This window comes from Marinobacterium sp. xm-a-127 (assembly GCF_013283425.1).
In the GTDB taxonomy this organism is placed as follows: Bacteria; Pseudomonadota; Gammaproteobacteria; order Pseudomonadales; family Balneatricaceae; genus Marinobacterium_E.
Window position 1 is genome coordinate 450,319 of the sequence record NZ_WBYH01000001.1, and the last position, 24,226, is coordinate 474,544.

The window sequence follows — 24,226 nt, forward strand, 5'->3', positions numbered from 1 at the left end:
AAGGTATATCTAAAAGTTTGAAAAATCATTAAAATCAGCCACTTACTTAAGTCTGTGCGACTAAAGTTGCTCTCCTTTTAGGGAGATGGCTTAGGTATGATGTCTACAACTGTGGTAATCACAGCCTTTTTGTTTATAACAACAACTTGTAAAGGGATAGGTTATGTCAATGACCAAAGAAAATGCGCAGGCATACTGGGGTGAGAACCTTCGCATTATTATCACCTACATGGCGATCTGGTTCGTCGTATCGTTTGGATGCGGTGTGCTATTCGTCGATGCTCTTGATCAAATCCAATTCTTCGGTTTCCCGCTAGGATTCTGGTTTGCTCAACAGGGTTCAATCTTTGTATTCGTCGCGTTGATCTGGGCTTACGTGTCTAGCATGAACAAACTTGACGAAAAATATGACGTTCACGAGTAAGGAGTAAATCATGAGTCTTGACGCGTTAACGTTTCTATTTGTAGGTGGCTCTTTCGCCCTTTACATTGGTATTGCGATCTGGGCACGTGCCGGATCAACTAAAGAGTTCTACGTTGCAGGCGGTGGTGTACCACCAGTTGCAAACGGTATGGCGACTGCTGCGGACTGGATGTCAGCTGCATCGTTCATCTCACTAGCGGGTATCGTATCGTTCATCGGTCGTGATGCTTCTGCCTACCTAATGGGTTGGACAGGTGGTTACGTACTACTAGCGATGCTACTTGCACCTTACCTACGTAAGTTTGGTAAGTTCACAGTGCCTGACTTCATCGGTGATCGTTACTACAGCAACACTGCTCGTACGATTGCGGTTATCTGTACCATCATCATCTCGTTCACATACGTAGCTGGCCAGATGCGCGGCGTTGGTATCGTATTCTCACGTTACCTACACGTAGACATCAATACTGGTGTAATCATCGGTATGGCGATCGTATTCTTCTACGCTGTACTAGGCGGTATGAAGGGTATTACTTACACTCAGGTTGCTCAGTACTGTGTATTGATTCTTGCATTCATGGTTCCTGCGATCTTCCTATCAGTTCAGGTAACTGGTCACTTCCTTCCACAGACTGCACTAGGTGCAACTCTGGAGAGCGGTCAGTCAGTACTTGCGACTCTGGATGCATTGTCTGTTGAGCTAGGTTTTGCTCAGTACACTGCAGGTTCTAAAACTACGGTTGACCTATTCTTCATGACGGCTGCACTAATGTGTGGTACTGCTGGTCTTCCTCACGTAATCGTTCGCTTCTTCACTGTACCTCGCGTAAAAGATGCGCGTATCTCAGCTGGTTGGGCGCTTATCTTCATCGCTATCCTTTACACATCTGTACCAGGTGTTGCGGGCTTCGGTCGCGTAAACCTAATCCAGACTGTAAACGGTACTGCTGAAACTGCGGCTTCTGGCGTTGCTAACACGGGTGTTAAATACGAAGACATCCCTGAGTGGTTCGCTCGTTGGGAAAACACTGGTCTTATCAAGTGGGAAGACAAAAACAACGATGGCGTTGTTTTCTACAGCAAAACAGATGCAAACGAGCTAACAGTTAACCGTGACATCATGGTACTTGCTAACCCAGAGATCGCTCAGCTTCCAGCTTGGGTAATCGCTCTAGTGGCAGCAGGTGCGGTGGCAGCGGCACTATCAACAGCAGCGGGTCTTCTGTTGGTAATCTCGACATCGATCTCGCACGACTTGATGAAGAAAACCATCAATCCGAATATCACCGACAAGCAGGAGCTTCTATACGCACGTGGTGCGGCAGTAGTTGCGATTCTTGTAGCCGGTTACTTCGGTGTTAACCCTCCAGGCTTCGTAGCACAGGTAGTTGCATTGGCATTTGGTCTAGCAGCATGTTCTGTATTCCCTGCGATCCTAATGGGTATCTTCAGCAAGCGCATGAACACTCAAGGTGCAGTCGCTGGTATGGTCGTTGGTATCGTATCGACTATGGCTTACATCGTGTACTTCAAGTTCATGGGCGGCACTAAAGACGAAATGTGGTTCGGTATCTCTCCAGAGGGCTTCGGTACTGTGGGTATGATCCTGAACTTCGTTGTGGCTAAAGTTGTCTCTTCTATGACAGCTGAGCCACCTGCTGAAATCCAGCAGATCGTTGAAGACATCCGTATCCCACGTGGTGCGGGCGCAGCTCAGTCTCACTAAGAGCTAGCTGACAATGAGAAAGGCGTCCTTCGGGGCGCCTTTTTTAATTGCCGATGGTGGCTTTGTATAGATGTCGGGGTTTGTCGCTGCGCGCCAATTCCCTCCTACAACCTAACTTTGTAGGAACGAATTTAGTGAAACTAAAACCGTGACGCTTTTCAGAAAAAGTTGATTTGAGTTCCTGCAATTTTTTCTAAAACGCGCAATACTCAATTGATTATTCGACGACCGAAGTGAGGGTCCAATGCCTGATTCTTTTAAGATGGGGAATCTCCCTTTTAGCCTGCTGACTGAGTCCGAACAGGAGTTCTTGCGCTCCAATCTTGATATCGGCTACTACCAGTCTGGTGAAGTGATCATCAAAGCGGGTGAACAGTCAGAAGGTGTCTATGTGGTCTTTCGTGGACGCGTTGCAGAGAGTGAGCCTCAGGATGAAGATGATGAGATGCTGCACGTCTTTATGCACTATGAGAATGAGGACTACTTTGGTGGTTGGTCAGCGATGCATGGTTCTGCCATTCATAACTTCACAGCCGAAGAGGAGACAATCTGTCATATATTCTCGATCGATATTCTGCTTGAGCTGATCGACTCGAATCCCGGTTTTGCCGACTACTTCCAACAAAATCTAGCCGCGAAATCAGAGATCGTCGCGCAGCAGGGCGAAGGCCAAGATATGGCTGAGTTTATGCTGGCGACGATAGAAGAGGCGGTGGTTCGTGACCCTCTGATCGTTAATGAAGGGACTAGCATTAAAGAGTCCACTCAGTTGATGCGTGAGACTAAGTCTGATTCAGTCTTAGTTCGTCGTGGTAGTCGAATTGGTATGGTGACTGGTACCGATATCCTAAATGCCATCGTACTGAATGATGGGTCGGTTGATGAAGATGTTGCGACCATCGCGACCTATCGATTGATCACTTGTAAGCCGGATGACTTCCTTTTTAACGCTTTGGTCATTATGACGCAGCAACAGATCGAGCGTGTGGTTGTCATGGAGGGCGATACCCTGGTTGGCGTGGTGCAACTGACCGACGTGCTCTCCTACTTCTCTAGTCACTCGCATGTGATTGGTCTGCGTCTTGAACGCGCCAGTACGATAGAGGATCTCAGAGAGGCAGCAACAGGGTTGAACAACCTCATCAAAGCGCTGATCTCTACCGGTGTTCGTATTCGTTTTACTATGGATCTTCTTGCGGCGATGAATAAACGGATCATCGCTAAGCTGTTTGATCTGGTGGTGCCGGCCGATATGCAGCCACACGTCTGCTTGATTGTGATGGGGTCTGAAGGTCGCGGTGAGCAGATCATGAAGACGGATCAAGACAACGCGTTGATCTTCCGTAATGGCCTTAACTGGGCTGAAAAGCGACAGACCATGCAGCGCTTTAGTGAGACGTTGATCTCGTTTGGCTTCCCGCCTTGTCCGGGCAATATCATGGTGTCTAATCCAGAGTGGATCAATTCAGTCGATGACTGGACCCAGAAGCTGCAGGACTGGTCGATGAGTAGCGATCCGGAGGACCAGATGCGACTGGCGATTGCGGTAGATGCCAAGCCGGTCGCGGGTAACGTGGCACTGTTTAAAGTGGCTCGAAACTGGTTCCTACGCACGATGCGTAACAATGATCTGTTCTTCTCGCACTTTGCTAAGGCGGCGGTTGAGTTTGATACACCGTTAACCTTCTTTGGTAATTTGAAAGAGCGTGGAGAGTTGGATATCAAGAAGGGTGGGATCTTTCCCATTGTTCACGGCGTAAGGACCTTCGCGCTTGAACAGAGAATCCTTGCTACCAATACCTTTGAGCGTTTAGAGGCTCTGGTCGATGCAGGGGTAATGCAAGAGAGTGTCTCTAAAGATATCTCAGAAGCACTAGGTCTGTTTGTGAACATTCGTCTGCGTCAGCAGATCCGTCGTGCAGAGCAGGCAGAGGATGGTATTGACCCAACGCCTAATATCATTGAGTTGCAACAATTGAATAAAATGGATAGAGAGTTGTTAAGGGATGCTCTGTTAGTGGTGAAAAGCTTTAAGAAATCACTAACGTCCCGATTCCATCTGTCGAGCTAAGCTGAATATTGCTTCTGAACCAAAAGGATATTGGTTAAACATGATATTGCCTCGTGCTATACGCAAATTTAAAGACAAACGTGCGGTTAAAGATCCGCGTTGGGTCTCTCTTTTTGATCAGTATGAGGGTGATGAGGTTGTCTCGTTAGATTGTGAGACAACCAGTCTTGATGTCAGCGAGGCATCAATACTGTCGATTGGCGCCGTCAAAATCAAAGGTAAGCGCGTAAAGACCAGTGATCGTCTTGATATTAAATTGAAACCACCGGCTGATTTGACGGCTGAATCGATCAAAATCCATAAAATCCGCGCAGCCGATCTGGCCGACGGTGTCTCCATTGAGGAGGCGCTGGAGCAGGTGTTGGAGTTTGTCGGTAATCGCCCCATCCTCGGCTACTACGTCAACTACGATATTCGCATGCTCGATAAGTTCTTGCGTCCTGCGTTTGGCTTTGGTCTTCCTAATAAGGCGATCGAGCTATCACATGTCTATCACGACATCATTAAGTGGCGTCACGTTGGGGGTGATGTCGACCTGCGGTTCGACACTATTGCTGACAAATTGAATATGCCAATGATTCAACGTCATACGGCTTTAGGTGACGCAATATCAGTGGCGTTGATGTATGTCCGTCTTAAGCACGGTGATACTCCGCTTTAACTGCTATCTCTACCTGACTACAGATGGTAATAAGGTTATAATTTCGCGAATTGTAATTTGCTAACCTTTTGGAGTCTTTGTGGCGCAGGCGCTTTTAACAGCCCAATCCCTATTTTGTGAGCGCGATGATCGTATTCTGTTCGATCAGCTACAGCTGACTGTCTCCGAAGGTGAAATCTGGCAGGTCGAAGGACGCAATGGCTCCGGTAAAACGACGCTACTGAGTATTTTGTGTGGCCTCAGCTCACACTATGAAGGTGAGCTCTATTGGCGTGGTGAGCCAATGGATGAGGTGCGAGAGCAATTCCTATCAGAACTTCTATACATAGGTCACCAAGCCGGTGTCAGTGCCATGCTGACGGCAGAGGAGAATCTGCATTGGCAGTGTGCATTACACCCCTCGCTGGATGCTAGTCGAGCGCAACAAGCACTTGAAAGTGTTGGTTTGAAAGGGTTTGAAGATGTTCCTGCGCATCAGCTGTCCGCCGGTCAGAAGCGTCGTATCGCACTGGCAAAACTCTATATGAGCAGAGCGAAACTCTGGATACTCGATGAGCCGTTTACAGCAATCGATAAAATTGGTGTGGCAGCGAAAGAGGCGTTAATGGTTGAGCACATTCAAGCGGGTGGCAGTGTCATTATGACTACGCACCAGGATCTTAGTGCAGAGATTCCTCTGCATACCATCAATGTTGAACACTTCGCCTCGTCTCAACGGGAGTGGTCATAATGAGTTCCACTCTACAGCTGTTTAAGCAGACTTTTAAGCGTGATCTTACGCTCGCGTTTCGTCGCAAAAGCGAACTGGTGAATCCGCTGATCTTCTTTTTAATTGTCGCGTCACTCTTTCCAATCGGAGTTAGCCCAGAGCCGAATTTTCTCTCTCAGTTAGCCCCCGGTCTGGTCTGGGTAGCGGCTCTTTTGGCAACACTGTTGTCGATGGAGACCCTGTTTAAATCGGACTACGAAGATGGCTCGTTAGAGCAGTTGCTGCTATCACCTCAGCCAGTCTTTTTAGTGGTGCTATCCAAAGTGTTAGCTCACTGGTTGCTATCAGGTTTGGCGTTGACTTTAGTGGCACCCCTTTTGGGTGTGATGTTGTTCTTGCCTTCGGAGGGGATGCCCGGGTTGATGCTCAGTCTGTTGTTGGGCACTCCAACGCTGTCACTGATCGGTGCGATCGGTGCAGCACTGACGGTGGGTCTGCGTCGTGGTGGCGTGTTGATCTCTCTGTTGGTTTTGCCCTTGTATATTCCGGTGCTCATTTTTGGCTCTAGCGCCGTACAAGCAGCAGTAACAGGTTTGCCCCTAGATGGTTATCTGGCGCTGTTGGGGGCTATGTTGGCATTAGCATTGGCATTGGCGCCTATTGCAGCCGGTGCGGCATTACGAATTTCAGTGAGTGGATAAAAGTTATGGCTAGTAGTTGGTTACCTCGTTGGTTCTATCAGTTGGCATCACCTCGTTGGTGTTACTCGATCACCGGTAAATTGATTCCCTGGTTTGCGGCCATTGGTGGTCTTTTGTTTGTTATTGGTCTGGTGTGGGGGCTAGCGTTTGCGCCATCGGATTATCAGCAGGGCAATAGCTTCCGCATTATCTATCTGCATGTACCGACGGCGATTCTGGCGCAGAGCTTCTATATGTTGATGGCGATTGCCGGTGCAATTGGCCTGATCTGGAAGATGAAAGTGGCCGATATGGTAGCCAAATCTGTGGCGCCACTGGGAGCTGCGCTCGCTGTGTTAGCTCTGGCAACCGGTGCTATTTGGGGTAAGCCTACCTGGGGCTCTTGGTGGGTTTGGGATGCGCGTTTAACCTCAATGTTAGTGCTTCTATTCCTCTACTTGGGGGTGATGGCGCTCAACTCGGCTATTGAGAGTGAAACCACAGCCGCTAAGTCGACGGCGGTATTGGCGTTAGTGGGTCTGGTTAACATTCCGATCATTAAATACTCGGTGGAGTGGTGGAACACACTGCATCAGCCAGCCACTTTTAAAATAACAGAGAAACCGGCCATGCCCGCTGAGATGTGGATGCCACTTCTGGTGATGGTGATCGCTCTCTACTTAGTGTTTGGGCTAGCGATGATGTTGCGTCTTCGTAATGAGATTTTAACTCGCGAACGCCGTGCAGGCTGGGTAAAAGAGCTTCTTGGTAGTTAAGGTTTGCGTCAGAAAATGACACTACCTTACAGCCAACTCAAATTTTAGGTGAACTATGGCGTTTGAAACCTTTGCAGATTTTTTAAATATGGGCGGTCATGGCCTGTATGTCTGGTTAAGTTATGGGCTGGGTCTGCTGACCATCGCACTCTGCCTTTATCTGCCCATTATTCAAGGCCGCGAGACTCGTCGTTCGCTTCGCCGCCGCATTCAACGTGAAAGTGTTAAGTCATGAATCCAAAACGTAAAAAGCGATTAATCATTGTTCTTATGATTGTATTTGGCGCCAGTGCCGCGATCGGTCTGACGATGTATGCACTGAGTCAAAACATTAACCTATTCTACTCTCCGACTCAGATTGCCAAGGGTGAAGCCCCTGCAGACACCCGTATTCGTGCCGGCGGCATGGTCGTTGAAGGCAGTGTGAAACGCGATCCAAACTCGTTGCGTGTTACCTTTGAGGTGACCGACTACGAGAACAAGGTTGCCATTGAGTACAGCGGTATTCTTCCTGATCTGTTCCGTGAAGGGCAGGGCATTGTTGCGCAGGGTAAACTTGACGCCTCTGGCACACTGCAAGCCGTTGAAGTTCTTGCGAAGCATGACGAAAACTACATGCCGCCTGAAGTGGCAGAAGCGTTAGAGAAGAGCGGTAAGATGCCGATGCCTTCAAAAGAGGAGTTCAACAAGTGATTGCCGAACTGGGAACCTACTCTCTAATCTTAGCTATGTTTTTAAGCATTCTGCTGTCGGTTGTTCCGATGGTAGGTGCTCAGCGTTCGAGCCTGTTGTTAGTCAGCTACGCTCGCCCGCTGACGATCGGTGTAACTTTTTTTGTTGGTCTGGCCTTTGCTTTTCTGGTCTACGCCTTCTTAACCAACGACTTCAGTGTTGAGTACGTTGCCAATAACTCTAATACGGCCCTACCTTGGTACTACCGTGTCAGTGCAGTATGGGGTGGTCATGAGGGGTCTCTTCTACTTTGGGTACTGACCCTTGCTGGCTGGACGTTAGCCGTTGCTCTGAAGAGTAAAGCGTTGCCGTTGGACATTATTGGTCGCGTTTTAGGTGTGTTAGGCATCATTACGACCGGTTTTCTGTCGTTCGTCATCTTTACCTCAAGCCCGTTCGAGCGTCTTTTACCTCGTTCTCCGGCACAGGGTGCAGACCTTAACCCACTGCTTCAAGATTTTGGTTTGATTGTTCACCCTCCAATGCTCTACATGGGCTATGTTGGCTTCTCAGTTGCGTTTGCCTTTGCTATTGCGGCCCTGTTGAGCGGACGTATGGATGCCGCTTGGGCACGCTGGTCACGTCCATGGACGAACGTTGCTTGGGCATTCCTGACGCTGGGTATTGCACTAGGCAGTTGGTGGGCCTACTACGAACTTGGTTGGGGCGGCTGGTGGTTCTGGGATCCAGTCGAAAACGCGTCATTGATGCCGTGGCTAGTTGGCACTGCATTGATTCACAGCCTGGCAGTCACTGAAAAACGTGGTGTCTTCAAAAGCTGGACGCTACTGCTTGCGATCTTTGCCTTCTCGCTCAGCCTGTTAGGAACCTTCTTAGTTCGTTCCGGCGTTCTGACCTCGGTGCATGCCTTTGCATCGGATCCAGCACGAGGTTTCTACATTCTGGTCATGCTTGCAGTGGCCATTGGGGGTTCCCTTCTGCTCTACGGCATTCGTGCCGCTCAGGTGAAGAGTGACTCTAGCTTTACCTTGGTCTCGCGTGAAACTCTGCTGTTGGTCAACAACGTTCTACTGACAGTCATCGCATTCACTGTGCTACTAGGCACCCTCTATCCTCTGCTAATTGATGCTCTGGGCATGGGTAAAATGTCGGTTGGACCTCCCTACTTCAATGCTTTGACGGTTCCTCTAGGCGCTCTGCTGATGGTGGCTCTGGGTGTCGGCGCGCTGGTGCGCTGGCGTCAAACCGATGCATCTCAACTGCTCAAACGTCTGATCGGTCCTTTAGTGCTTGCCGTCGTCTTTGGCGTCGCAACCATGATGATTCGTGGTGGCGAGGGTTGGGATCACTGGACTTATGTGGGCATTATCTTGGCCTACTGGATCGTCTTCTGTGCACTGGTCGATCTATACGATCGTGCCGGTAAGCGTTCAGGTTCACTCTTTGCCTCTCTGAAGAAACTACCTCGTGCTTACTGGGGTATGCATTTGGCACACTTGGGTATGGCAGTGCTTGCGGTGGGTATCGCGATGGTCTCAGCGTTTACTGAACATCGTGATCTGCGTATGGCGCCCGGTGATCGCCAAGAGGTTGGACAATATGTCTTTGAATTTAAAGGTATCGAGCACGTTGAAGGACCTAACTACACCTCTGACAAGGGTGTCATCAACGTCTACCAGGATGGTCAACTCTACGAAGTCATGACACCCGAGAAGCGTCTCTATACTGCCCGTGGCAACGTGATGACCGAAGCGTCGATTGATGCGGGTCTATTCAGAGATCTCTATGTGGCACTGGGTGAGCCTCTAGAGGATGGTGCTTGGGCGATTCGTCTGCAGTTTAAGCCCTATGTTCGCTGGCTCTGGTTGGGCGGTCTGTTGATGACTTTTGGCGGTTTCCTTGCGGCGATGGACAAACGTTACCGTAAGATGTCGCAGCGCGATGCGAAATTGGCCTAAGGAGTCGTCATGAAGAAACTGTTTCTATTTGCACCGCTGGCGCTCTTTATCGGTTTAGGCTTCTTTCTTTGGAAGGGTCTATACCTAGACCCGCGTGAACTGCCATCGGCACTGTTGAACAAGCCGATGCCTGAGTTTGAGTTGACCTCTGTTACTGATCCAAGTCGCAAGCTGACGGTGGACGATTTTAAAGGCGATATCGCACTGGTTAATGTCTGGGCTACTTGGTGTCCCACCTGCAAAGAGGAGCACGCCTTCCTTAATCAGTTGGCCAGCCAGGGTGTCACCATTTATGGCATCAACTATAAAGACGATTTAACCAAAGCGAATGATTGGTTACGTCGCTATCTAGACCCTTACAAAGAGGTTGTTTTTGACCCCCAAGGTCGTCTCGGATTGGATCTAGGGGTCTACGGTGCTCCAGAGACCTACGTGATCGATCAGCAGGGTGTTATTCGTTACCGTCATGTTGGTGCGGTGGATGCAACAGTTTGGCAGGATCTCTCGTCCGTCATTGAGACGATCAAGGGTGAAGCTTCATGATTCGCGCACTGTTTCTGTTGGTTCTATTGTCGAGCTCCAGCTTCGCAGCCATTGATACCCACAACTTCAAATCAGTGGAAGATGAGAAGCGTTTTCATGCTTTAGCGGCTGAACTGCGTTGCCCTAAGTGTCAAAACCAGAATATTGCCGATTCGGACTCCCCCATCGCAAAAGACCTACGCACCGAGGTGTTTCGCATGATCGATGAGGGGGCTGAAGATGAGTCGATTATCGATTTTATGGTGACTCGCTACGGGGAATTTGTTCTCTACCGCCCCAAAATGAACAGTCAGACTTGGTTGCTATGGAATGGGCCGTTTTTAGTATTGGGCTTTGGTGTGTTAGTGATTTTAGCGGTTGTATGGCAGCGCCGTTCGCGTCGAAAAGTGAGCGAGGCAGCGCTAAGCTCTGATGATCAGGCACGTCTCGATGCGCTTTTAAAACAGGATAAAGAGTAATGTTGTATTTGTGGTTGGGTATTGCGCTGTTATCGGTCGTAGCAATTCTGTTTGTTATCTACCCGGTTTGGAAACAGTTCAAAGATAAAGTCGATACGGTCGTTACCTCTGACCCGCAACGCGATAACGTCGAAGTCTTTAAAGATCGTCTTCAGGAGTTGGAGCAAGAGGTCGCATCGGGATCATTGTCACAAGAGGACTTTGCCGTTCTTAAAACAGAGCTTGAAAAGAACTTGCTGATTGATGCCAGCACGGAGAGTCGTTCGCTCAGTTCCGAATCGATCTCAACTAAACAGTTTATGGCTGCCTCTTTTATCGCGTTAGTGGTGGTGGTTGCTTCATTAGGGCTTTACGCCAAAGTCGGTAGTGCACCAGCGCTAGAAGTGGCACTGAACATGTCTGAAGATCCATTTGATGGTCGTCAGCCCACGCTGCAAGAAGCGATTGATCAGCTGCGTAAAGAGCTGGAGCTACAACCCGCAAACCCAGAAGGTTGGTATCTGTTAGCCAGCACGCTGATGGGCCAACAAGATTATCAGGGTGCGTTAGAGGCTTATCAAAATACCTTAGCCTACCTCACGCCTCAGGATGTTCAGTACGCGACAGTGATGGGGCAGTTGGCTCAGTCTATGTTCTTCGTTGCCGGTGGCATGACGCCTGAAGTTCGTGACCAAGTTGATAAAACGCTAGCGGCGGAACCGTTCGAAATCACAGCACTAGGCATTTTGGGAATCGATGCCTTTGAGCGTAAGGCCTATCGCGATGCGATTGGCTTCTGGTCAACAGCGCTAATCAATGCCGATGGTGCTTCTGCTCAGTCGTTACAGAATGGCGTTGAGCGTGCTCGAAATGAGTTAATCGCCTTGGGTGAAGATGTCAGCGATATCGAAATGCCTGCGATGGCGGCTATACCCGTAAAAGTTTCAGTGGCTGCTGAACTGCTCGCTAATGTACCAGCAGAGACGCCAGTCTTCATTGTTGCGCGTCCTTTAGAGGGTGGTATGCCACTGGCAGGTGTGCGTTTAACGGCGGCCGATTTGCCGGTTGAGTTGGTGTTAAGTGATGCCAATGCGATGACACCTCAAGCCCGTCTATCGGGTTATGAGACCGTTTCAGTCAGCGCCCGAATCAGCCTCAGTGGTGATGTGACTCCACAGCCAGGCGATATGATTGCGGAAATCACTGATATACCTACAAAAGGTTTGTCTCAACCACTAGAAATAGTGGTCTCTGAAGTTGTAAAGTAGGGGTTTACAAAAAGCATAAATTTCAGTGGTTCAAGGATAGCGTTTAATGGAGTTAAGAGATTGGTTGATGGCGGCAGGTGCCGTGCTGATTCTGCTTATCCTTGTCGATGGATGGCGACGTATCAGCGGTGGCTCCAATCGAATCCGCATGAAGATCGATCCCTCCTCTGAATCGACTGACACTGATGAAATTGCCGATAAACATAATCCTGAACTGCCTAACGGGGGTGCTCGAGTAAAGCGCAAAGTTGAGCGCCCCGATATCGATGCCTTAATGGCAGCCGAAGCTCAGCAAGCCAGTCAAACTGAAGACCCACTTGATAGTCTAACGGCGCAGCCTGAACAATCCTCTGTTGAAGCTGAGCCAGTGATTGATGACCCTCTCGCTGATCTTCGAGTCGATGATCTTGAGCCCGATCCATTTGATAGCCTATCGGATGAAGGTATCGTATCGGCTCCTCGCAAAACCAATCTTAAGCCCAGTGAGCCGACGCTCTCTATTGACAGCCCTGAGTCTGAGAACAGCCCTGAGCTTGAGAGCAGTCCTGAGCCTGAAGATAGCACTGAGCCTGAAGAAACGCTTGAGCAACCCATCGAAGAAGCCGTTCTAGAAGAGTCTGTCCAAGAAGAGGCAATCCAAGAGGAAGCCGTTCAGGAAGAGCCCGCAGCACCTGAAGTTGAAATTGCTGACGAGTCACCTGAAGAGGCGCTTGAACAAGAGATTACAGTCGAACAGACTGCAGAGCCAGAGCCAGAGCCAGAGCCAGAGCCAGAGCCAGAGCCAGAGCCAGAGGCTGAACCCGTTGCAGAACAACCTGTCGGTCACGTCGATGACCTATTTGGCCTAGATCTTGATCGCCCAATTCATGAGTTGGTCGATGCGGGCGCCAAAAAAGAGAAACCGGCTCGTAAACGCAAATCACCTGCCAAAAAGCCGGAACCAGAGGCCAGTGAGTTCGATCAGCTCCTTGAGCCTAATGTGGATGCCGTTGATGAACCGCTTGAGGATATTGAATCACTGGTGAGCTCGCTGCCAGAGATCGAAGAGCCTGAGCTGATCGACCAGGCTGAAGCGATACAGGACTCCGAGACTCAAGAGGCTGCAGTCGCCGCTGCATCTCCATCGACCGGACGACAGTTCCGTGAACTTGACCTCAGTGATCCAGAAACCCGCTTGGTTGTCTTTGTTGTTGCACCCAAGGGTGGCTCCCTGTCGGGTGCTCATATTCAAACCGTGGTTGAACGCTGTGGTATGGAGTTTGGTCAGATGGATCTTTTCCATCGTTTCGAAGACAACAGTGATCACTCACCGATTCAATTTACCATGAGTGATGTGGGTGAACCTGGCTCATTCAATATAGAGACCTTGGCTGACCATGAGACGCCTGCGGTCACCTTCTTTATGTCGATGACCGAACCACGTGATCCTTCCTACGCGGTTGATTGCATGTTGGCCACGGCGGAGACTCTGGCTAAGGCACTGGGTGGCGAGATGCTCGACAGTGATCGTTCAGTGATGCGTCCCCAAACTCAGGAGCACTATCGTGAGTTGGTGAAGGCCTACAAGCTTCGTTCACGCGCTAAGAGCCGTCGTACTCGCAAATCCAAATAAGTCCAAACCTTATGTCGATTGAACAACAGATTCTGGAGCTCAGAGAGCAGCTCCAACAGCACGCCTATCGCTATTATGTACTCGATGACCCCTCGGTCACGGATGCTGAGTATGACCACCTCTATCGCCAACTCGAAGCACTCGAAGCAGACCACCCTGAGCTAGTTACCGCGGATTCGCCAACTCAACGTGTCGGCGCTAAACCCGAGGGTGGCTTCGCTGAAGTGGTACACGAGATCCCTATGCTGAGTCTGAGCAACCAGTTCAATCGTGATGACGTTCATGCATTCTACCGTCGTGCTCAAGAGGGGTTGGACAGCGATGCCTCGCTGGCGATTACGCTTGAACCCAAACTGGATGGTCTGGCCGTCAGCATCCTCTATGAGAATGGCTTTTTGGTTAGAGCAGCGACCCGTGGTGATGGCTCTACCGGTGAGGATATCACCAGCAACGTACGCACCATCCAAAGTGTCCCTCTGAAATTGATGGGAGCGGGTTGGCCAGAGCGTATTGAAGTGCGTGGCGAGGTCTATATGCCGCGGGCTGGGTTTGAAGCGCTCAATCAACAGGCTCGTGAGACGGGTCAAAAGAGCTTTGTGAATCCGCGTAATGCTGCAGCAGGCAGCCTGCGTCAGCTCGACCCATCGATTACCGCCAGTCGTCCTTTGACCTTCTGCTGTTATGGAACGGGCGTTGGTTCCGATGAGCTGCCTGATAGTTACTATGAGACCTTGCAGTTAATTAATAGCTGGGGCCTCAAGATCAGTGATCAAATCGCTCGTGTTGAGGGCGCGGATGCCTGTTTCGACTACATCGAGGCTCTGGGTGCTAAACGTGACGCTCTCCCTTATGACATAGATGGCGTGGTATTGAAGTGCGATTCGCGAGAGGTGCAAGAGACCCTAGGTTTCCGCTCACGTGATCCTCGCTGGGCTACGGCGTTTAAGTACCCTGCCCAAGAGGAGGTGACACAGCTTCTCGATGTTGATTTCCAAGTTGGCCGTACAGGTGCTGTGACCCCTGTTGCTCGTTTAGAACCCGTATTCGTCGGTGGAGTCACGGTCAGTAATGCCACCCTACACAACATGGACGAGATCGCGCGACTGGATGCGAAAGTAGGGGATTGGGTTGTTATTCGCCGCGCAGGTGATGTTATTCCGCAAATCGTCAAAGTGGCAACCGATCGTCGCACCGGTGATGAACAACCGATTGCTATCCCTTCTGCTTGTCCTGTGTGTGGCTCTGAGGTGGAGCGTGTGCAGCTCGTTAAGCGCAGCAAAGGACAGGAGCAGAAGGTCGAAGGTTCGGTCTACCGTTGTGTTGGGCGCCTCAGTTGCAGTGCCCAGTTGAAGCAGGCGTTGATCCACTTCGTCTCTCGTAAAGCGCTCGATATTGATGGTCTGGGCGACAAGGCGATTGAACAACTGGTGGATCGTGAGCTGGTTAAATCACCTGCGGATCTGTTTAGACTGACCAAAGATCAGGTGTTAACCCTAGAGGGATATGCTGAGCTGTCAGCGCAAAACCTGATCGATGCGGTCGGTCAGTCTAAAACCATCTCTCTAGCTCGCTTTATCTATGCCCTCGGTATTCCTGAAGTAGGGGAAGAGACGGCTCGAACTTTAGCGCTAAGTTTGGGGACGCTTGAACGAATTCGTCAGGCGCAGTCTCGTACGTTGACCCTTCTTCCAGATATTGGTCTGGAAGTAGCCCATGAGATTACCCACTTTATGGCGGAGGAACATAACCAGAAGGTTCTGGATGATCTCCTGTCGTTAGGCATTCAACTGGAAGAGCAGGAGCAGATTGCCGCCAAGCTGCAGGCCAGTGTCAGCTTTGCTGAGCTGATTGAGGGGTCTAACATTAAAGGTGTAGCAGCGACCGGTGCTAAGGCTTTGGCAGCCCATTTTGAAACAGTCGAAGCGCTTTTGGCTGCAGATGAAGATGCGCTTAAAGCTGTGCCTAAATTGAGTAGTCGTGCGGCAGCTGGCGTCCTAGAAGCGATCCAAGATGAGACTTGGTGCCAACAGTTGCAGCGTTTTGAAACGCAGCTGATTGAGTTCGGTATGCATTGGTACTCTGAGAGAAGGGTCAGCGACGCCAGTGCGCCATTAGAAGGGCAGACTTGGGTGCTTACTGGTACGCTTGAAACTATGGGACGCAGTGAAGCGAAAGCGCTTCTTCAAGAGATGGGTGCGAAGGTCTCTGGCAGTGTCTCGTCCAAAACGGATGCGGTGGTCGCAGGACCCGGTGCTGGGTCCAAATTGGCCAAAGCAGAGCAGTTGGGCATCCGCGTGCTAGATGAAAATGAATTTAACCAGTTGTTAGGAAGAGTGTAGTGATTGTTCCAGCGAATATGCTTTCGGATGATGCCCTACGTGGCATGATCGAAGAGTTTGTTACCCGTGATGGGACAGACTACGGTGAACAGGAAGTGAGTCTTGAAGAGCGTGTCGAAGAGGTGAGAGAGCAGATCCTTACCGGTAAAGCGCTGATCATGTTCGACAGTAAAACCGAGACCACAACCATTATCCCTGCTGAAGATCTTGCCAAGATTCAGCAGCAGAACGCAGAGCAAGCCTCAGAATAAGCGATTAGCTGATTAAACCTGGCTCAAGCTTACTAGCGGTTCGCATTAGCCTTTTGAATGAGCCGCTCTAATCAGATCGCGGATCGCAAATCGCTGTGGCGATAAGATATCCACCAACTCCTGCTCTAAGGGGTAGGGCTGGTGGGTGATTTGCGCGGCAATGATCTCCGCTGCGATAGGGCAGGTGATCAACCCTTTAGAGCCATGCCCCACACTGACATAGAGCCCCTCAAGCCAAGGCGCTGTGTCATTGAACTCTGTACTGGCATCGACACTTAAGCGCTGGTACTGCTCAACCAATTTCTCTGTATCACACAAAGCCCCGACCATCGGCAGGTAGTCGCGAGTCCCTGCTCGCTGCGATGCTCGTCCAGAGAGTTCTCTGTTTTGCACCGATTCAGACAGCTCAGGCAGCGCCCGTTCAAGAAGATCTAAGTTGTGTTGGTGCTCTGCCTGTTTCAGATCCTGACTAGTGTCATTCACCTTAAATGAGGCGCCAAAACAGTACTGTCCATTCAGAGCCGGTGAAATGTACCCCTCACCGCACACCACGGTTTTTAAGTTCGGTGTCTCTTCGGATGAGCACCAGCTGGTCTGGCCACGAATAGGCTTCAGATCAAGCTTCGCTAACCCTGTTAGTAGCTCTGTCTCATACGCACTGCAGATAACCACCTGTGAATAGGCTTCACCGTTGATTAGCCATTGGCTGCCGTCACGCTCAAGGGTTTCAATGGGGCAGTTAAAGTGGCTGCGAATATTGTCATGTTTGAGTAGATAGTCGACCAGTTTAGGAGGCGATGCCCAACCCGCGTCTGGAAAATAGAGTGCTGAATGTTCTGTGACGGTACCTGCCAGTTCAGACGCCTCTTCTGCAGATACCCGTTTAACCAGCGACTCAGGGTAGTTGTTTGCTTCGATCAACTTCTGCTGCAGTTTTTGATCTTTTTCACTGACAGCGAGCTGTAACACCCCACACAGATCGGCGTGCTGTTGGTCATCAAGGTTTAATGCCTTGAGTTGATTGACGGTGAACTGCAGGCCGTTGGCGTGGACGCGGGATGCCGCAGTCGGCACCGCCGGTAACTTGGCATAGAGCGCCCCTTGTGGGTTACCGGAGCCGCCCGTTGCGGGTTTCGGTGCTCGCTCATAGAGATCAACCTCTATGCCCCGCTCAGCTAATGCGTGAGCAACGCTAGCACCGGCAAGCCCAGCCCCGATGACAGCGCAGTTTTTGCCTCTCTCTTGAGCAGTCGGGCGAGCTAACCATGGCTTAGTCTGCGACTGTGAATCTCTGGCCTGAATAAATTGGCCGTGAATCATCTCTCGCTTTCGGCCGAATCCAGGAATCTTTTTGATCTCAAAACCCACCGATTGCAGGCCTCGTTTAACGATGCCGGCAGAAGTAAAAGTCGCAAAACTGGTGTTCTCACTGCTCAATCTGGCCAGCTGTTTAAACAGACCTTCGTGCCACATCTCAGGGTTTTTTGACGGAGCGAACCCATCTAAGAACCATGCATCCACTCTGGCGTCGATCTGCGACAGTTGTTGGGCTGCATCGCCGAATAGGAGCCATAACTGAATTCTCCCGTTGTCGAAGCTTAATTGGTGAAACCCAGGTAGAGCAGCAGGCCATAGCCTCACCAGTTGATCAACGCCCTCTGCGAACGGCTCTTTTGCACCAATGGGTGTCAATGCGCGCTTAAGATCAGCGAGGCGCATTGGGTACTTTTCACAACTGATGAAGTGCAGTGTTTGCTGCGGTTTAGCCGTCGTTAAAAAATGGTGACGAGCTACTAGGAAATTAAGTCCGGTACCAAATCCGGTTTCACCAATGGTGAACATTGGCTTGTCGAGTGATGCTAGTCTCTCTGGAAGCTGATTGGATTGAATGAACACATGCTCAGTCTCGGCGATACCATCTTCAACACTGAAGTAGATATCACCAAACTGAGTCGACTCGGGTTGTTCGTCACGCCAGTTCAGCTGGGCGTGTTCAATCTTTTTATCGGTCACAGCAACCTTTTGAAATTAGGCGTTGGTTAAACAGCTGCGTCCCATACAGTAGTAGGTTATGCCTGCTGATTGGACGCGGTTTGGATCATACAGATTGCGCCCATCAATGATAAGAGGATTCTCCAACTGGGAGGCGATGCGATTGAAGTCGGGTGATGCGTACTCTGGCCAGGCCGTCAGTACCAACAGCGCATCGGCGCCCTCACAGGCGTCGTAGTTATGCGTCATCAGTTGTATCTGCTGGTTGCCTGGATAGCGCGCGGCTAGTGTCTGTAGCGCTTCAGGATCATGGATCTGTAGTTTCGCCCCCTGCGCCAACAGTGCATCGATGACGCGCAGTGCTGGTGAGGTCTCAACGTCGGCCACACCTGGCTTGAATGCAACTCCCCAGATAGCAAAGGTCTTGTTACTTAGGTCACACTGATAGTGTTGCCACAGGGTTCTAAATGGCCACTCTTTATTGACCTCATTCTGCTGCAGTAGGGTATCGACAAAGACAGAGCCCTTCTGTTCACTGAGCAGTGTTGATAGTCCTTCTAGGTATTGGGTGAACTGCTGACCACCAAATCCAGAGCCTGGCTGCAGGTAGTGGCTACCGATACGCACATCGGTGGTCATACCACGACGAATCGCATCAATATCGATACCCAGCTGATCGCACAGTCCCGCCATCTCATTAATGTAGCCTAGACGGAGCGCCAAGATACCGGTGATCGCATACTTAACGAATTCGGCCTCACGGCGTGTCATGCGTTGAATGGCTCTCTGCCCTAGGTGGAAGGGGCGTAACAGGCTTAGCAGTAGATCTGTTGCTACCTCGTGCTCACTGCCGATTAGCAGAGCTTGAGGGTTGGCAAACTGCTGCATCGCTTGGCCCGCTTGCAATACATCCGGGAAGTAGACAACGTACTGCCCTTTGCTCTCATCCAGCATCGACTGCAGTTCATCGCTCGCACCAACCCCAAAGTTACTCTGGTTAATGAGAAGCAGAGGTTTGTCCGATTCAGCTAAACGCTCGACCAGTGTTTTCGCTTCATCGAAATCGCTCGACTCCATTGCAATCCAGTGAACATCGGACTCTAGGGCTTTATGAGGGGCGATAATCAGACGCTGATTAAACTCGGCTGCTTGGATGCTGGTTAGAAGCCCCGGTTCAGATCGCAGGTGGCTCTCAATGGGTTCGTTATCGGCGACCGCGTGGTAGATGTCATTACCATAGGCAGCCAATTGCGCACGGGCAATCCATGCGCTGAGTTCGTGTCCCCAAACGCTGATCTTCATTGTCCGTTACCTCGCAAATTTTGAATCTCATTCAGTAGTCCCTCGGTAGCAGGGTCGTACTGATGGTCGGCACTTTGGTTGAGTGCAGTAATTAGGTCGTTAGCCACCTTCTTGCCCAGTTCGACACCCCACTGGTCAAATGGATTGATGCCCCAGATAACCGCTTGGACGTAGACCTTATGTTCATAGAGTGCGATCAGGCTCCCTAAATTGTAGGGGGTCAGCTCATCCAGCATCAGAACAGTGCTAGGCTGGTTGCCGAAGTAGCGTTGCCAGGCTGGACGCTCAATACCATCGGTCAGCGCAGCATCGCCTAGCGCAAGCACGCGAGCTTGAGCTAAACAGTTAGCCAGGGCCAGTTGATGCTGCTCTTGCAGTGAGCTCTCACGATCGACGTAGCGGCGTGCAGGGACAATAAAGTCACACATCACACGCTCAGTGCCCTGGTGAAGAAGCTGGTAAAACGCATGCTGTGCATTCGGGCCAATCTCGCCCCAAAGAATTGGACAGGTGCGCTGTGCAATCGAGTTTCCATCAATACCAACACTCTTGCCGTTACTCTCCATCTCCAACTGCTCTAGATAGGCAGGAAGGTGGGCTAATCGACCGTCATACGGCAAGATCGCATGGGCATGAATGTCCTGGAAGTTGATGTTCCAGATACCGATCAGCGCCAGAAGCACAGGAAGGTTATTGGCAAACTCCGCCTCTTCGAAATGTTTGTCCATGCTGTGTGCACCGGCCAGCAGATCACGGAAGCCCTGCATCCCTATGCTGATAGCAATCGGAAGGCCGATCGCTGACCAGAGCGAGTAGCGTCCACCGGTCCACTCCCAAAACTCCAGCAGTGTCTCTTCAGAGAGGCCCCAAGCGACCGCTTTTTCAGGAGCGGCTGTGACGCCAATAAAGTGCTGCTTGATCAGAAGCTCACGATTTAAACCGCTGCGCTCTTGTAGCCAATCCACCGCCGTTGCCGCGTTAGCCAGCGTATCAATGGTGCCAAAGGATTTAGACGATAGAACGAATAGGGTGGTCTCTGAGTCTAGCTCAAGGAGTAGATTCGAAAGCTGACTGCCATCCATAGAGGAGACAAAGTGCAAACCGATGTTCAATGACGCTTCTGGTCGGAACTGGTGAGTCGCTTCACAGACCATTAGCGGCCCAAGATCGGACCCCCCGACACCGATGTTGACCACGTCGGTGATCGGTTTACCCGTGTAGCCACGCCACTGGCCCTGATGAATCTGGTTAACAAACTGCTCCATGCGATCCAAAGTTTTGTGAACATCACTGACAACATCTTGATCATCGACTTGGAGCTGTGCACTTTTAGGTAGACGCAGTGCAGAGTGAAGCGCCGCTCTGTCTTCCGTATTGTTGACGTGTTCACCTTGTAACAGCGCTTTGATGGCTGACGGAAGCTGCTTCTCGTTGGCCAGTGCCAATAGCTCACTCATCACCTGAGCATCGATTCGCTGGCGGCTGAGGTCCATCAACATCCCTTCATGTCGGAACGAGAGTGATTCAAAGCGTTGATCAGTATCGATCAATTCACGAAGATGCTGTGCACTCAGGCGTGCAGCTGATTGTTCCAGTTTCGACCAAGCTTGAGTCATATCGACCTCTTAGAGTTGCTTCTTAGCTAGGAAGTCACGCATCGCATCAGCGGTTTCAGGGTGCTTCAAACCGAATGCAAGGTTAGCTTGTAGAAGACCCGCTTTGTTACCACAGTCATAGACGGTGCCGCGCATGCTGTAGGCCTCCATTGTTGACTCTGATAGTAGCTCTAGCATCGCATCGGTTAGTTGGATTTCGCCGCCGGCACCGGGTTGTGTCGTCTTCAACAGCTCCATCACACGGTTAGGCAGAATGTAACGACCTACAATCGCTTGGTTTGATGGCGCTTGATCGACGGGTGGTTTCTCAACCATGCCATGAATCGGGGCGCCTGTGCCTGCGGTCAGCTGTTGGCCACCGCAATCCACGATACCGTAACGATCAACATGTTCCTGTGGTACGCCCTCCACCATGATCTGGCCAGAACCGTTCTTCTGGTAACGTTTCACCATTTCAGAGAAGTCGCTGGCAAGCCCCTCATCGTCAATCACCATATCGGGCAGCATGACTGCAAAGTCCTCTGAACCAATGACGTGGGCAGCACACAAAACCGCATGCCCCAAACCTTTTGCACTAGGTTGGCGCACAGAGATGACCTCGATGCCCTTTGGTAGTGAGTTCTCTACCGCATTCAAAAGAGCAGTCTTATTCTTAAGGGCAAGCATCTGCTCTAGCTCGTAGTTGGCATCGAAATGGTTTTCGATCGACTCTTTGCCAGAACGAGTTACTAGAACAATCTGGCGAAATCCTGCGCGTGCGGCCTCTTCTACGACGTGTTGGATAACCGGTTTATCGACAACGGGCAGCATCTCTTTCGGAATGGCTTTAGAGGCTGGAAGAACTCGAGTACCTAGGCCGGCAACGGGGATGATCACTTTAGAGAGCATTGAATTTCCTTAATCAATAAATCTACTTTATAGGTATAACTGTCATTATAAGCATAAAAGCACGACAATTTTCTTACATGTGCTATTACTTAATAGTCGACTGCTATTTACCAAACTTATGGAGATTACATGCAACTATTGGGCCAAGATTCAGATGAGAGTCGTGCATCTAAAGTTTTAACGATTCTTTTGAGTCTGCTGTTTCTGGTTGCGCCCTTCTATTACCAGGACAATTTAGGTGGTGAAGGGTTGAATCTACCGTTTAATGCGGTGGTCTGGTTGCCGGTGCTCTTTATCATTGCGGGCGCCATTTTTAAGATTATAGAGTCTGGTGAATGGGTGCGTCCAAACTACCTTTGGTTAATTTTGGCGATGCCGATAGGGCTCTACCTGACGGGGTTTGTCTCAGGTATGGATCGCCCCGGCGAGTGGCTGATTCGACTCGGTGTGGTGTTTGGCGGTATCGCGCTCTGGTTCTCTGTGCTGCAGTATCGACTCAGTGAGCAACAGATGAATCAGTTGCTCTATCTGTTAATGGCGTCGATGTTGATTCATGCCCTGGTCGGCCTGGTACAGATGATTTCACACCCACTGTTTAGAGGTTGGGTGCCTATCTCATCGGGCAATCGACTGCTGGGGATGTTCCAGCAACCCAATTTACAAGCCTCATTGATGGCAACGGCGGTGGCGCTAGCGCTTTGGTTAGCGACTACGAAAACCTTCAGTGAACAGCGCTGGCCGCAAAAATCAGCGCTGTTTCTGACGCTGTTTCTAGCGTCACTAGAGGTCGCCGCATCCGGTTCTAGGGTCGGTTTGATCGGTGCTTTGCTGGCACTATTGTTGATTTGCGCAGGGCGCATTAAAGCACTAATCAGTCAGCCGCTACTGGCGATTGCGTTGGCATTCACACTGGGAACCGGAGCTATTGCCGGTTATCAAGCCAATGATGGTGCACTGCAGGCCTACAATAAGATAGAAAAACTGGCAGAGGAGGGTAAGGATGCTCGTCCTCATATCTATCGTATCGCACTGGATGTGTTTGAACGCTCGCCGCTGTTTGGTCACGGCATCGGTAGCTTCCAGTCTGAATTCCAAAAAGAGCGTGTCACCTACTATCAGACAACGGACGCTTCAGCGGTCGATGGAAGTCCTCGATTCTCCCATCCTCATAATGAACTGCTGTTTTGGATGGACGAGGGCGGCTTGGTCGCACTGCTGGCCATTGGTATCGCGGTCTTAGGGGTTGTGTTGCAGTTGATCCGTTTAGGGTGGGGAGAGGGGTTGGCGCTTGCCGCACTGCTATTACCCATCGCTCTGCATACCCAGACAGAGTTACCTTTTTATATTTCAACATACCACTGGATTCTACTGACACTGCTGTTAGCCGTGCTCTTCTCGTACCGCACTCTTATCAAACCGGTCAAACTCTCGCTGGGTGCGACGGCTCTTTTGAAAGGTAGTCCACTATTCATTGTGCCGATTATGGTGCTCTTTTTAGTTCACTCGCTGTTGTCGCAGACCGGAATCATGCAGTACTACAAACATCGCGGCACTCAGCCAACCCATTTGAGGTTCGCGCTCAACAATGTCTACTTTAAAGAGTTGGGTGAGTATTTTGTCATGCGCTCTTCACTCTATGGTGCGATAGAGCATCAAGATCAGAATGCTGTATTGGGCTTTATTGAGTGGGGCGAAGCCTATCTTGAACAGATACCGGATATTCAACTCTATAGAGATGTGGCGATTGCTCGTCAAAATATCGGGGATGAGGAGGGTGCTCTAGCGCTGATTGCTCAAGCGAAAGCGATCTACCCTAAGGATCGATCCATCGAAGATACTCACCGTCGATTAGAGGCCGGTGAGCAGTTGGTTACATCGAGCCTAGCCTTGCTTCAATCCGAAGAGTGATTGGGGGCTTCTCGATCCCTAGCTACTTCAATCAGTTCCGCGTTTTTGGTCTTGTCGATCTGTTTTAAGCGCTGATGCATGGCTGTTTTGGCTAACAGGTGCCCTGTCAAAGGGGCGCTGATGAACAGGAACAGCGTGATCAAGAGTTGCTGCACACTTAATGAACCCTGATCGAACAGAGTGAATAGCATTGATGCAATCAAGATCGCACCCATACCGAGGGTGGTCGCTTTTGTAGGCGCGTGCAAACGAGTGTAAACGTCAGGAAGACGAATCAGACCCAGTGAGCCAATCAGAATTAATGATCCGCCTAGCAGTAGTAGCAGAGATAGGATCAGTTCAATCGCAAAATTCATAGTTCTTCTGTCCTAT

General features: G+C 50.4%; 22 protein-coding genes. 17 read left to right on the plus strand and 5 right to left on the minus strand.

Annotated features, from left to right (window positions below):
• The first annotated feature begins 169 nt into the window (after positions 1 to 169).
• The 16 genes from XMA127_RS02170 to XMA127_RS02245 all read left to right on the plus strand — a co-directional run bounded on the left by XMA127_RS02170 (position 170) and on the right by XMA127_RS02245 (position 16,148).
• Positions 170 to 424, plus strand: coding sequence for a DUF4212 domain-containing protein (locus tag XMA127_RS02170; RefSeq protein WP_173482871.1), 255 nt, complete (start codon positions 170 to 172; stop codon positions 422 to 424).
• A gap of 10 nt (positions 425 to 434) precedes the next feature.
• Positions 435 to 2,150, plus strand: coding sequence for a sodium:solute symporter family protein (locus tag XMA127_RS02175; RefSeq protein ID WP_173482870.1), 1,716 nt, complete (start codon positions 435 to 437; stop codon positions 2,148 to 2,150).
• Between the two features lie 244 nt (positions 2,151 to 2,394).
• Entirely contained in the window at positions 2,395 to 4,221 is a 1,827-nt protein-coding gene (locus XMA127_RS02180; protein ID WP_173483859.1) for a DUF294 nucleotidyltransferase-like domain-containing protein, read from the plus strand.
• Positions 4,222 to 4,261: 40 nt separating this feature from the next.
• Positions 4,262 to 4,882 (plus strand): 3'-5' exonuclease, encoded by a 621-nt coding sequence (locus XMA127_RS02185; protein WP_173480382.1) that lies wholly within the window; start codon positions 4,262 to 4,264, stop codon positions 4,880 to 4,882.
• A 79-nt stretch (positions 4,883 to 4,961) separates the two neighbouring features.
• Positions 4,962 to 5,612: a cytochrome c biogenesis heme-transporting ATPase CcmA gene (gene ccmA / locus XMA127_RS02190; protein WP_173483860.1), complete on the plus strand. Its 651-nt coding sequence runs from the start codon at positions 4,962 to 4,964 to the stop codon at positions 5,610 to 5,612.
• Positions 5,612 to 6,292, plus strand: coding sequence for a heme exporter protein CcmB (gene ccmB / locus XMA127_RS02195; RefSeq protein WP_173480384.1), 681 nt, complete (start codon positions 5,612 to 5,614; stop codon positions 6,290 to 6,292). The genes ccmA and ccmB overlap by 1 nt, the downstream gene beginning before the upstream one ends.
• Before the next feature lie 5 nt (positions 6,293 to 6,297).
• Positions 6,298 to 7,047, plus strand: a complete 750-nt coding sequence (ccmC, locus tag XMA127_RS02200; protein WP_173480385.1) for a heme ABC transporter permease CcmC — start codon at positions 6,298 to 6,300, stop codon at positions 7,045 to 7,047.
• A 55-nt stretch (positions 7,048 to 7,102) separates the two neighbouring features.
• Positions 7,103 to 7,282 carry a heme exporter protein CcmD gene (ccmD, locus tag XMA127_RS02205; RefSeq protein WP_173480386.1) on the plus strand — a complete coding sequence of 60 codons (180 nt, stop codon included), beginning with the start codon at positions 7,103 to 7,105 and terminating at the stop codon, positions 7,280 to 7,282.
• The gene (gene ccmE, locus XMA127_RS02210) at positions 7,279 to 7,740 is read left to right on the plus strand and encodes a cytochrome c maturation protein CcmE (protein ID WP_173480387.1); all 462 of its coding nucleotides are present in this window, start codon (positions 7,279 to 7,281) and stop codon (positions 7,738 to 7,740) included. The genes ccmD and ccmE overlap by 4 nt, the downstream gene beginning before the upstream one ends.
• Entirely contained in the window at positions 7,737 to 9,698 is a 1,962-nt protein-coding gene (locus tag XMA127_RS02215; protein ID WP_173483861.1) for a heme lyase CcmF/NrfE family subunit, read from the plus strand. Before ccmE ends, XMA127_RS02215 begins: the two co-directional genes overlap by 4 nt.
• Before the next feature lie 9 nt (positions 9,699 to 9,707).
• A complete protein-coding gene (locus XMA127_RS02220) occupies positions 9,708 to 10,241 on the plus strand; it encodes a DsbE family thiol:disulfide interchange protein (protein ID WP_173480389.1) in 534 nt (177 codons plus the stop codon).
• On the plus strand, positions 10,238 to 10,699 hold the full coding sequence (locus XMA127_RS02225) for a cytochrome c-type biogenesis protein (RefSeq protein WP_173480390.1): 462 nt from the start codon (positions 10,238 to 10,240) through the stop codon (positions 10,697 to 10,699). The genes XMA127_RS02220 and XMA127_RS02225 overlap by 4 nt, the downstream gene beginning before the upstream one ends.
• Entirely contained in the window at positions 10,699 to 11,946 is a 1,248-nt protein-coding gene (ccmI, locus tag XMA127_RS02230; protein WP_173482865.1) for a c-type cytochrome biogenesis protein CcmI, read from the plus strand. The genes XMA127_RS02225 and ccmI overlap by 1 nt, the downstream gene beginning before the upstream one ends.
• Positions 11,947 to 11,992: 46 nt before the next feature.
• Positions 11,993 to 13,558 carry a cell division protein ZipA C-terminal FtsZ-binding domain-containing protein gene (locus XMA127_RS02235; RefSeq protein ID WP_173498875.1) on the plus strand — a complete coding sequence of 522 codons (1,566 nt, stop codon included), beginning with the start codon at positions 11,993 to 11,995 and terminating at the stop codon, positions 13,556 to 13,558.
• A gap of 11 nt (positions 13,559 to 13,569) precedes the next feature.
• Entirely contained in the window at positions 13,570 to 15,897 is a 2,328-nt protein-coding gene (ligA, locus tag XMA127_RS02240) for an NAD-dependent DNA ligase LigA (RefSeq protein WP_173483863.1), read from the plus strand.
• Complete coding sequence (locus tag XMA127_RS02245) at positions 15,897 to 16,148, plus strand: YheU family protein (RefSeq protein ID WP_371731417.1); 252 nt, start codon at positions 15,897 to 15,899, stop codon at positions 16,146 to 16,148. Before ligA ends, XMA127_RS02245 begins: the two co-directional genes overlap by 1 nt.
• 45 nt (positions 16,149 to 16,193) lie before the next feature.
• Here the strand turns inward: XMA127_RS02245 and mnmC are convergent, their stop codons facing one another.
• From mnmC to galU, 4 genes are read right to left on the minus strand one after another with little or no spacing between them, the layout of a single operon-like run.
• The gene (gene mnmC, locus XMA127_RS02250) at positions 16,194 to 18,161 is read right to left on the minus strand and encodes a bifunctional tRNA (5-methylaminomethyl-2-thiouridine)(34)-methyltransferase MnmD/FAD-dependent 5-carboxymethylaminomethyl-2-thiouridine(34) oxidoreductase MnmC (protein WP_173483864.1); all 1,968 of its coding nucleotides are present in this window, start codon (positions 18,159 to 18,161) and stop codon (positions 16,194 to 16,196) included.
• Positions 18,162 to 18,176: 15 nt separating this feature from the next.
• Positions 18,177 to 19,442, minus strand: coding sequence for a UDP-glucose/GDP-mannose dehydrogenase family protein (locus tag XMA127_RS02255; RefSeq protein WP_173483865.1), 1,266 nt, complete (start codon positions 19,440 to 19,442; stop codon positions 18,177 to 18,179).
• Positions 19,439 to 21,058: a glucose-6-phosphate isomerase gene (gene pgi / locus XMA127_RS02260; protein WP_173483866.1), complete on the minus strand. Its 1,620-nt coding sequence runs from the start codon at positions 21,056 to 21,058 to the stop codon at positions 19,439 to 19,441. Before pgi ends, XMA127_RS02255 begins: the two co-directional genes overlap by 4 nt.
• A gap of 9 nt (positions 21,059 to 21,067) precedes the next feature.
• Positions 21,068 to 21,946, minus strand: coding sequence for a UTP--glucose-1-phosphate uridylyltransferase GalU (gene galU, locus XMA127_RS02265; RefSeq protein WP_173482860.1), 879 nt, complete (start codon positions 21,944 to 21,946; stop codon positions 21,068 to 21,070).
• A gap of 129 nt (positions 21,947 to 22,075) precedes the next feature.
• On the opposite strand from galU, the gene XMA127_RS02270 reads away from it, so the two are divergent.
• Positions 22,076 to 23,854, plus strand: a complete 1,779-nt coding sequence (locus tag XMA127_RS02270; protein ID WP_173483867.1) for an O-antigen ligase — start codon at positions 22,076 to 22,078, stop codon at positions 23,852 to 23,854.
• On the opposite strand, the gene XMA127_RS02275 is transcribed toward XMA127_RS02270, so the two are convergent.
• A complete protein-coding gene (locus tag XMA127_RS02275; protein WP_173480399.1) occupies positions 23,839 to 24,210 on the minus strand; it encodes a Na+/H+ antiporter subunit G in 372 nt (123 codons plus the stop codon). The genes XMA127_RS02270 and XMA127_RS02275 overlap by 16 nt on opposite strands.
• Positions 24,211 to 24,226: the final 16 nt, after the last annotated feature.

Bases quoted from the DNA above. Each gene is read 5' to 3' on its own strand.
- XMA127_RS02180 (WP_173483859.1), top strand. From the start codon at position 2,395: ATGCCTGATTCTTTTAAGATGGGGAATCTCCCTTTTAGCCTGCTGACT.
- XMA127_RS02255 (WP_173483865.1), bottom strand. From the start codon at position 19,442: ATGAAGATCAGCGTTTGGGGACACGAACTCAGCGCATGGATTGCCCGT.
- ccmE (WP_173480387.1), top strand. From the start codon at position 7,279: ATGAATCCAAAACGTAAAAAGCGATTAATCATTGTTCTTATGATTGTA.
- ccmI (WP_173482865.1), top strand. From the start codon at position 10,699: ATGTTGTATTTGTGGTTGGGTATTGCGCTGTTATCGGTCGTAGCAATT.
- pgi (WP_173483866.1), bottom strand. From the start codon at position 21,058: ATGACTCAAGCTTGGTCGAAACTGGAACAATCAGCTGCACGCCTGAGT.
- XMA127_RS02170 (WP_173482871.1), top strand. From the start codon at position 170: ATGACCAAAGAAAATGCGCAGGCATACTGGGGTGAGAACCTTCGCATT.
- ccmC (WP_173480385.1), top strand. From the start codon at position 6,298: ATGGCTAGTAGTTGGTTACCTCGTTGGTTCTATCAGTTGGCATCACCT.
- XMA127_RS02275 (WP_173480399.1), bottom strand. From the start codon at position 24,210: ATGAATTTTGCGATTGAACTGATCCTATCTCTGCTACTACTGCTAGGC.
- XMA127_RS02175 (WP_173482870.1), top strand. From the start codon at position 435: ATGAGTCTTGACGCGTTAACGTTTCTATTTGTAGGTGGCTCTTTCGCC.
- ccmB (WP_173480384.1), top strand. From the start codon at position 5,612: ATGAGTTCCACTCTACAGCTGTTTAAGCAGACTTTTAAGCGTGATCTT.
- ligA (WP_173483863.1), top strand. From the start codon at position 13,570: ATGTCGATTGAACAACAGATTCTGGAGCTCAGAGAGCAGCTCCAACAG.
- galU (WP_173482860.1), bottom strand. From the start codon at position 21,946: ATGCTCTCTAAAGTGATCATCCCCGTTGCCGGCCTAGGTACTCGAGTT.
- XMA127_RS02185 (WP_173480382.1), top strand. From the start codon at position 4,262: ATGATATTGCCTCGTGCTATACGCAAATTTAAAGACAAACGTGCGGTT.
- ccmD (WP_173480386.1), top strand. From the start codon at position 7,103: ATGGCGTTTGAAACCTTTGCAGATTTTTTAAATATGGGCGGTCATGGC.
- XMA127_RS02225 (WP_173480390.1), top strand. From the start codon at position 10,238: ATGATTCGCGCACTGTTTCTGTTGGTTCTATTGTCGAGCTCCAGCTTC.
- XMA127_RS02220 (WP_173480389.1), top strand. From the start codon at position 9,708: ATGAAGAAACTGTTTCTATTTGCACCGCTGGCGCTCTTTATCGGTTTA.
- XMA127_RS02235 (WP_173498875.1), top strand. From the start codon at position 11,993: ATGGAGTTAAGAGATTGGTTGATGGCGGCAGGTGCCGTGCTGATTCTG.
- XMA127_RS02270 (WP_173483867.1), top strand. From the start codon at position 22,076: ATGCAACTATTGGGCCAAGATTCAGATGAGAGTCGTGCATCTAAAGTT.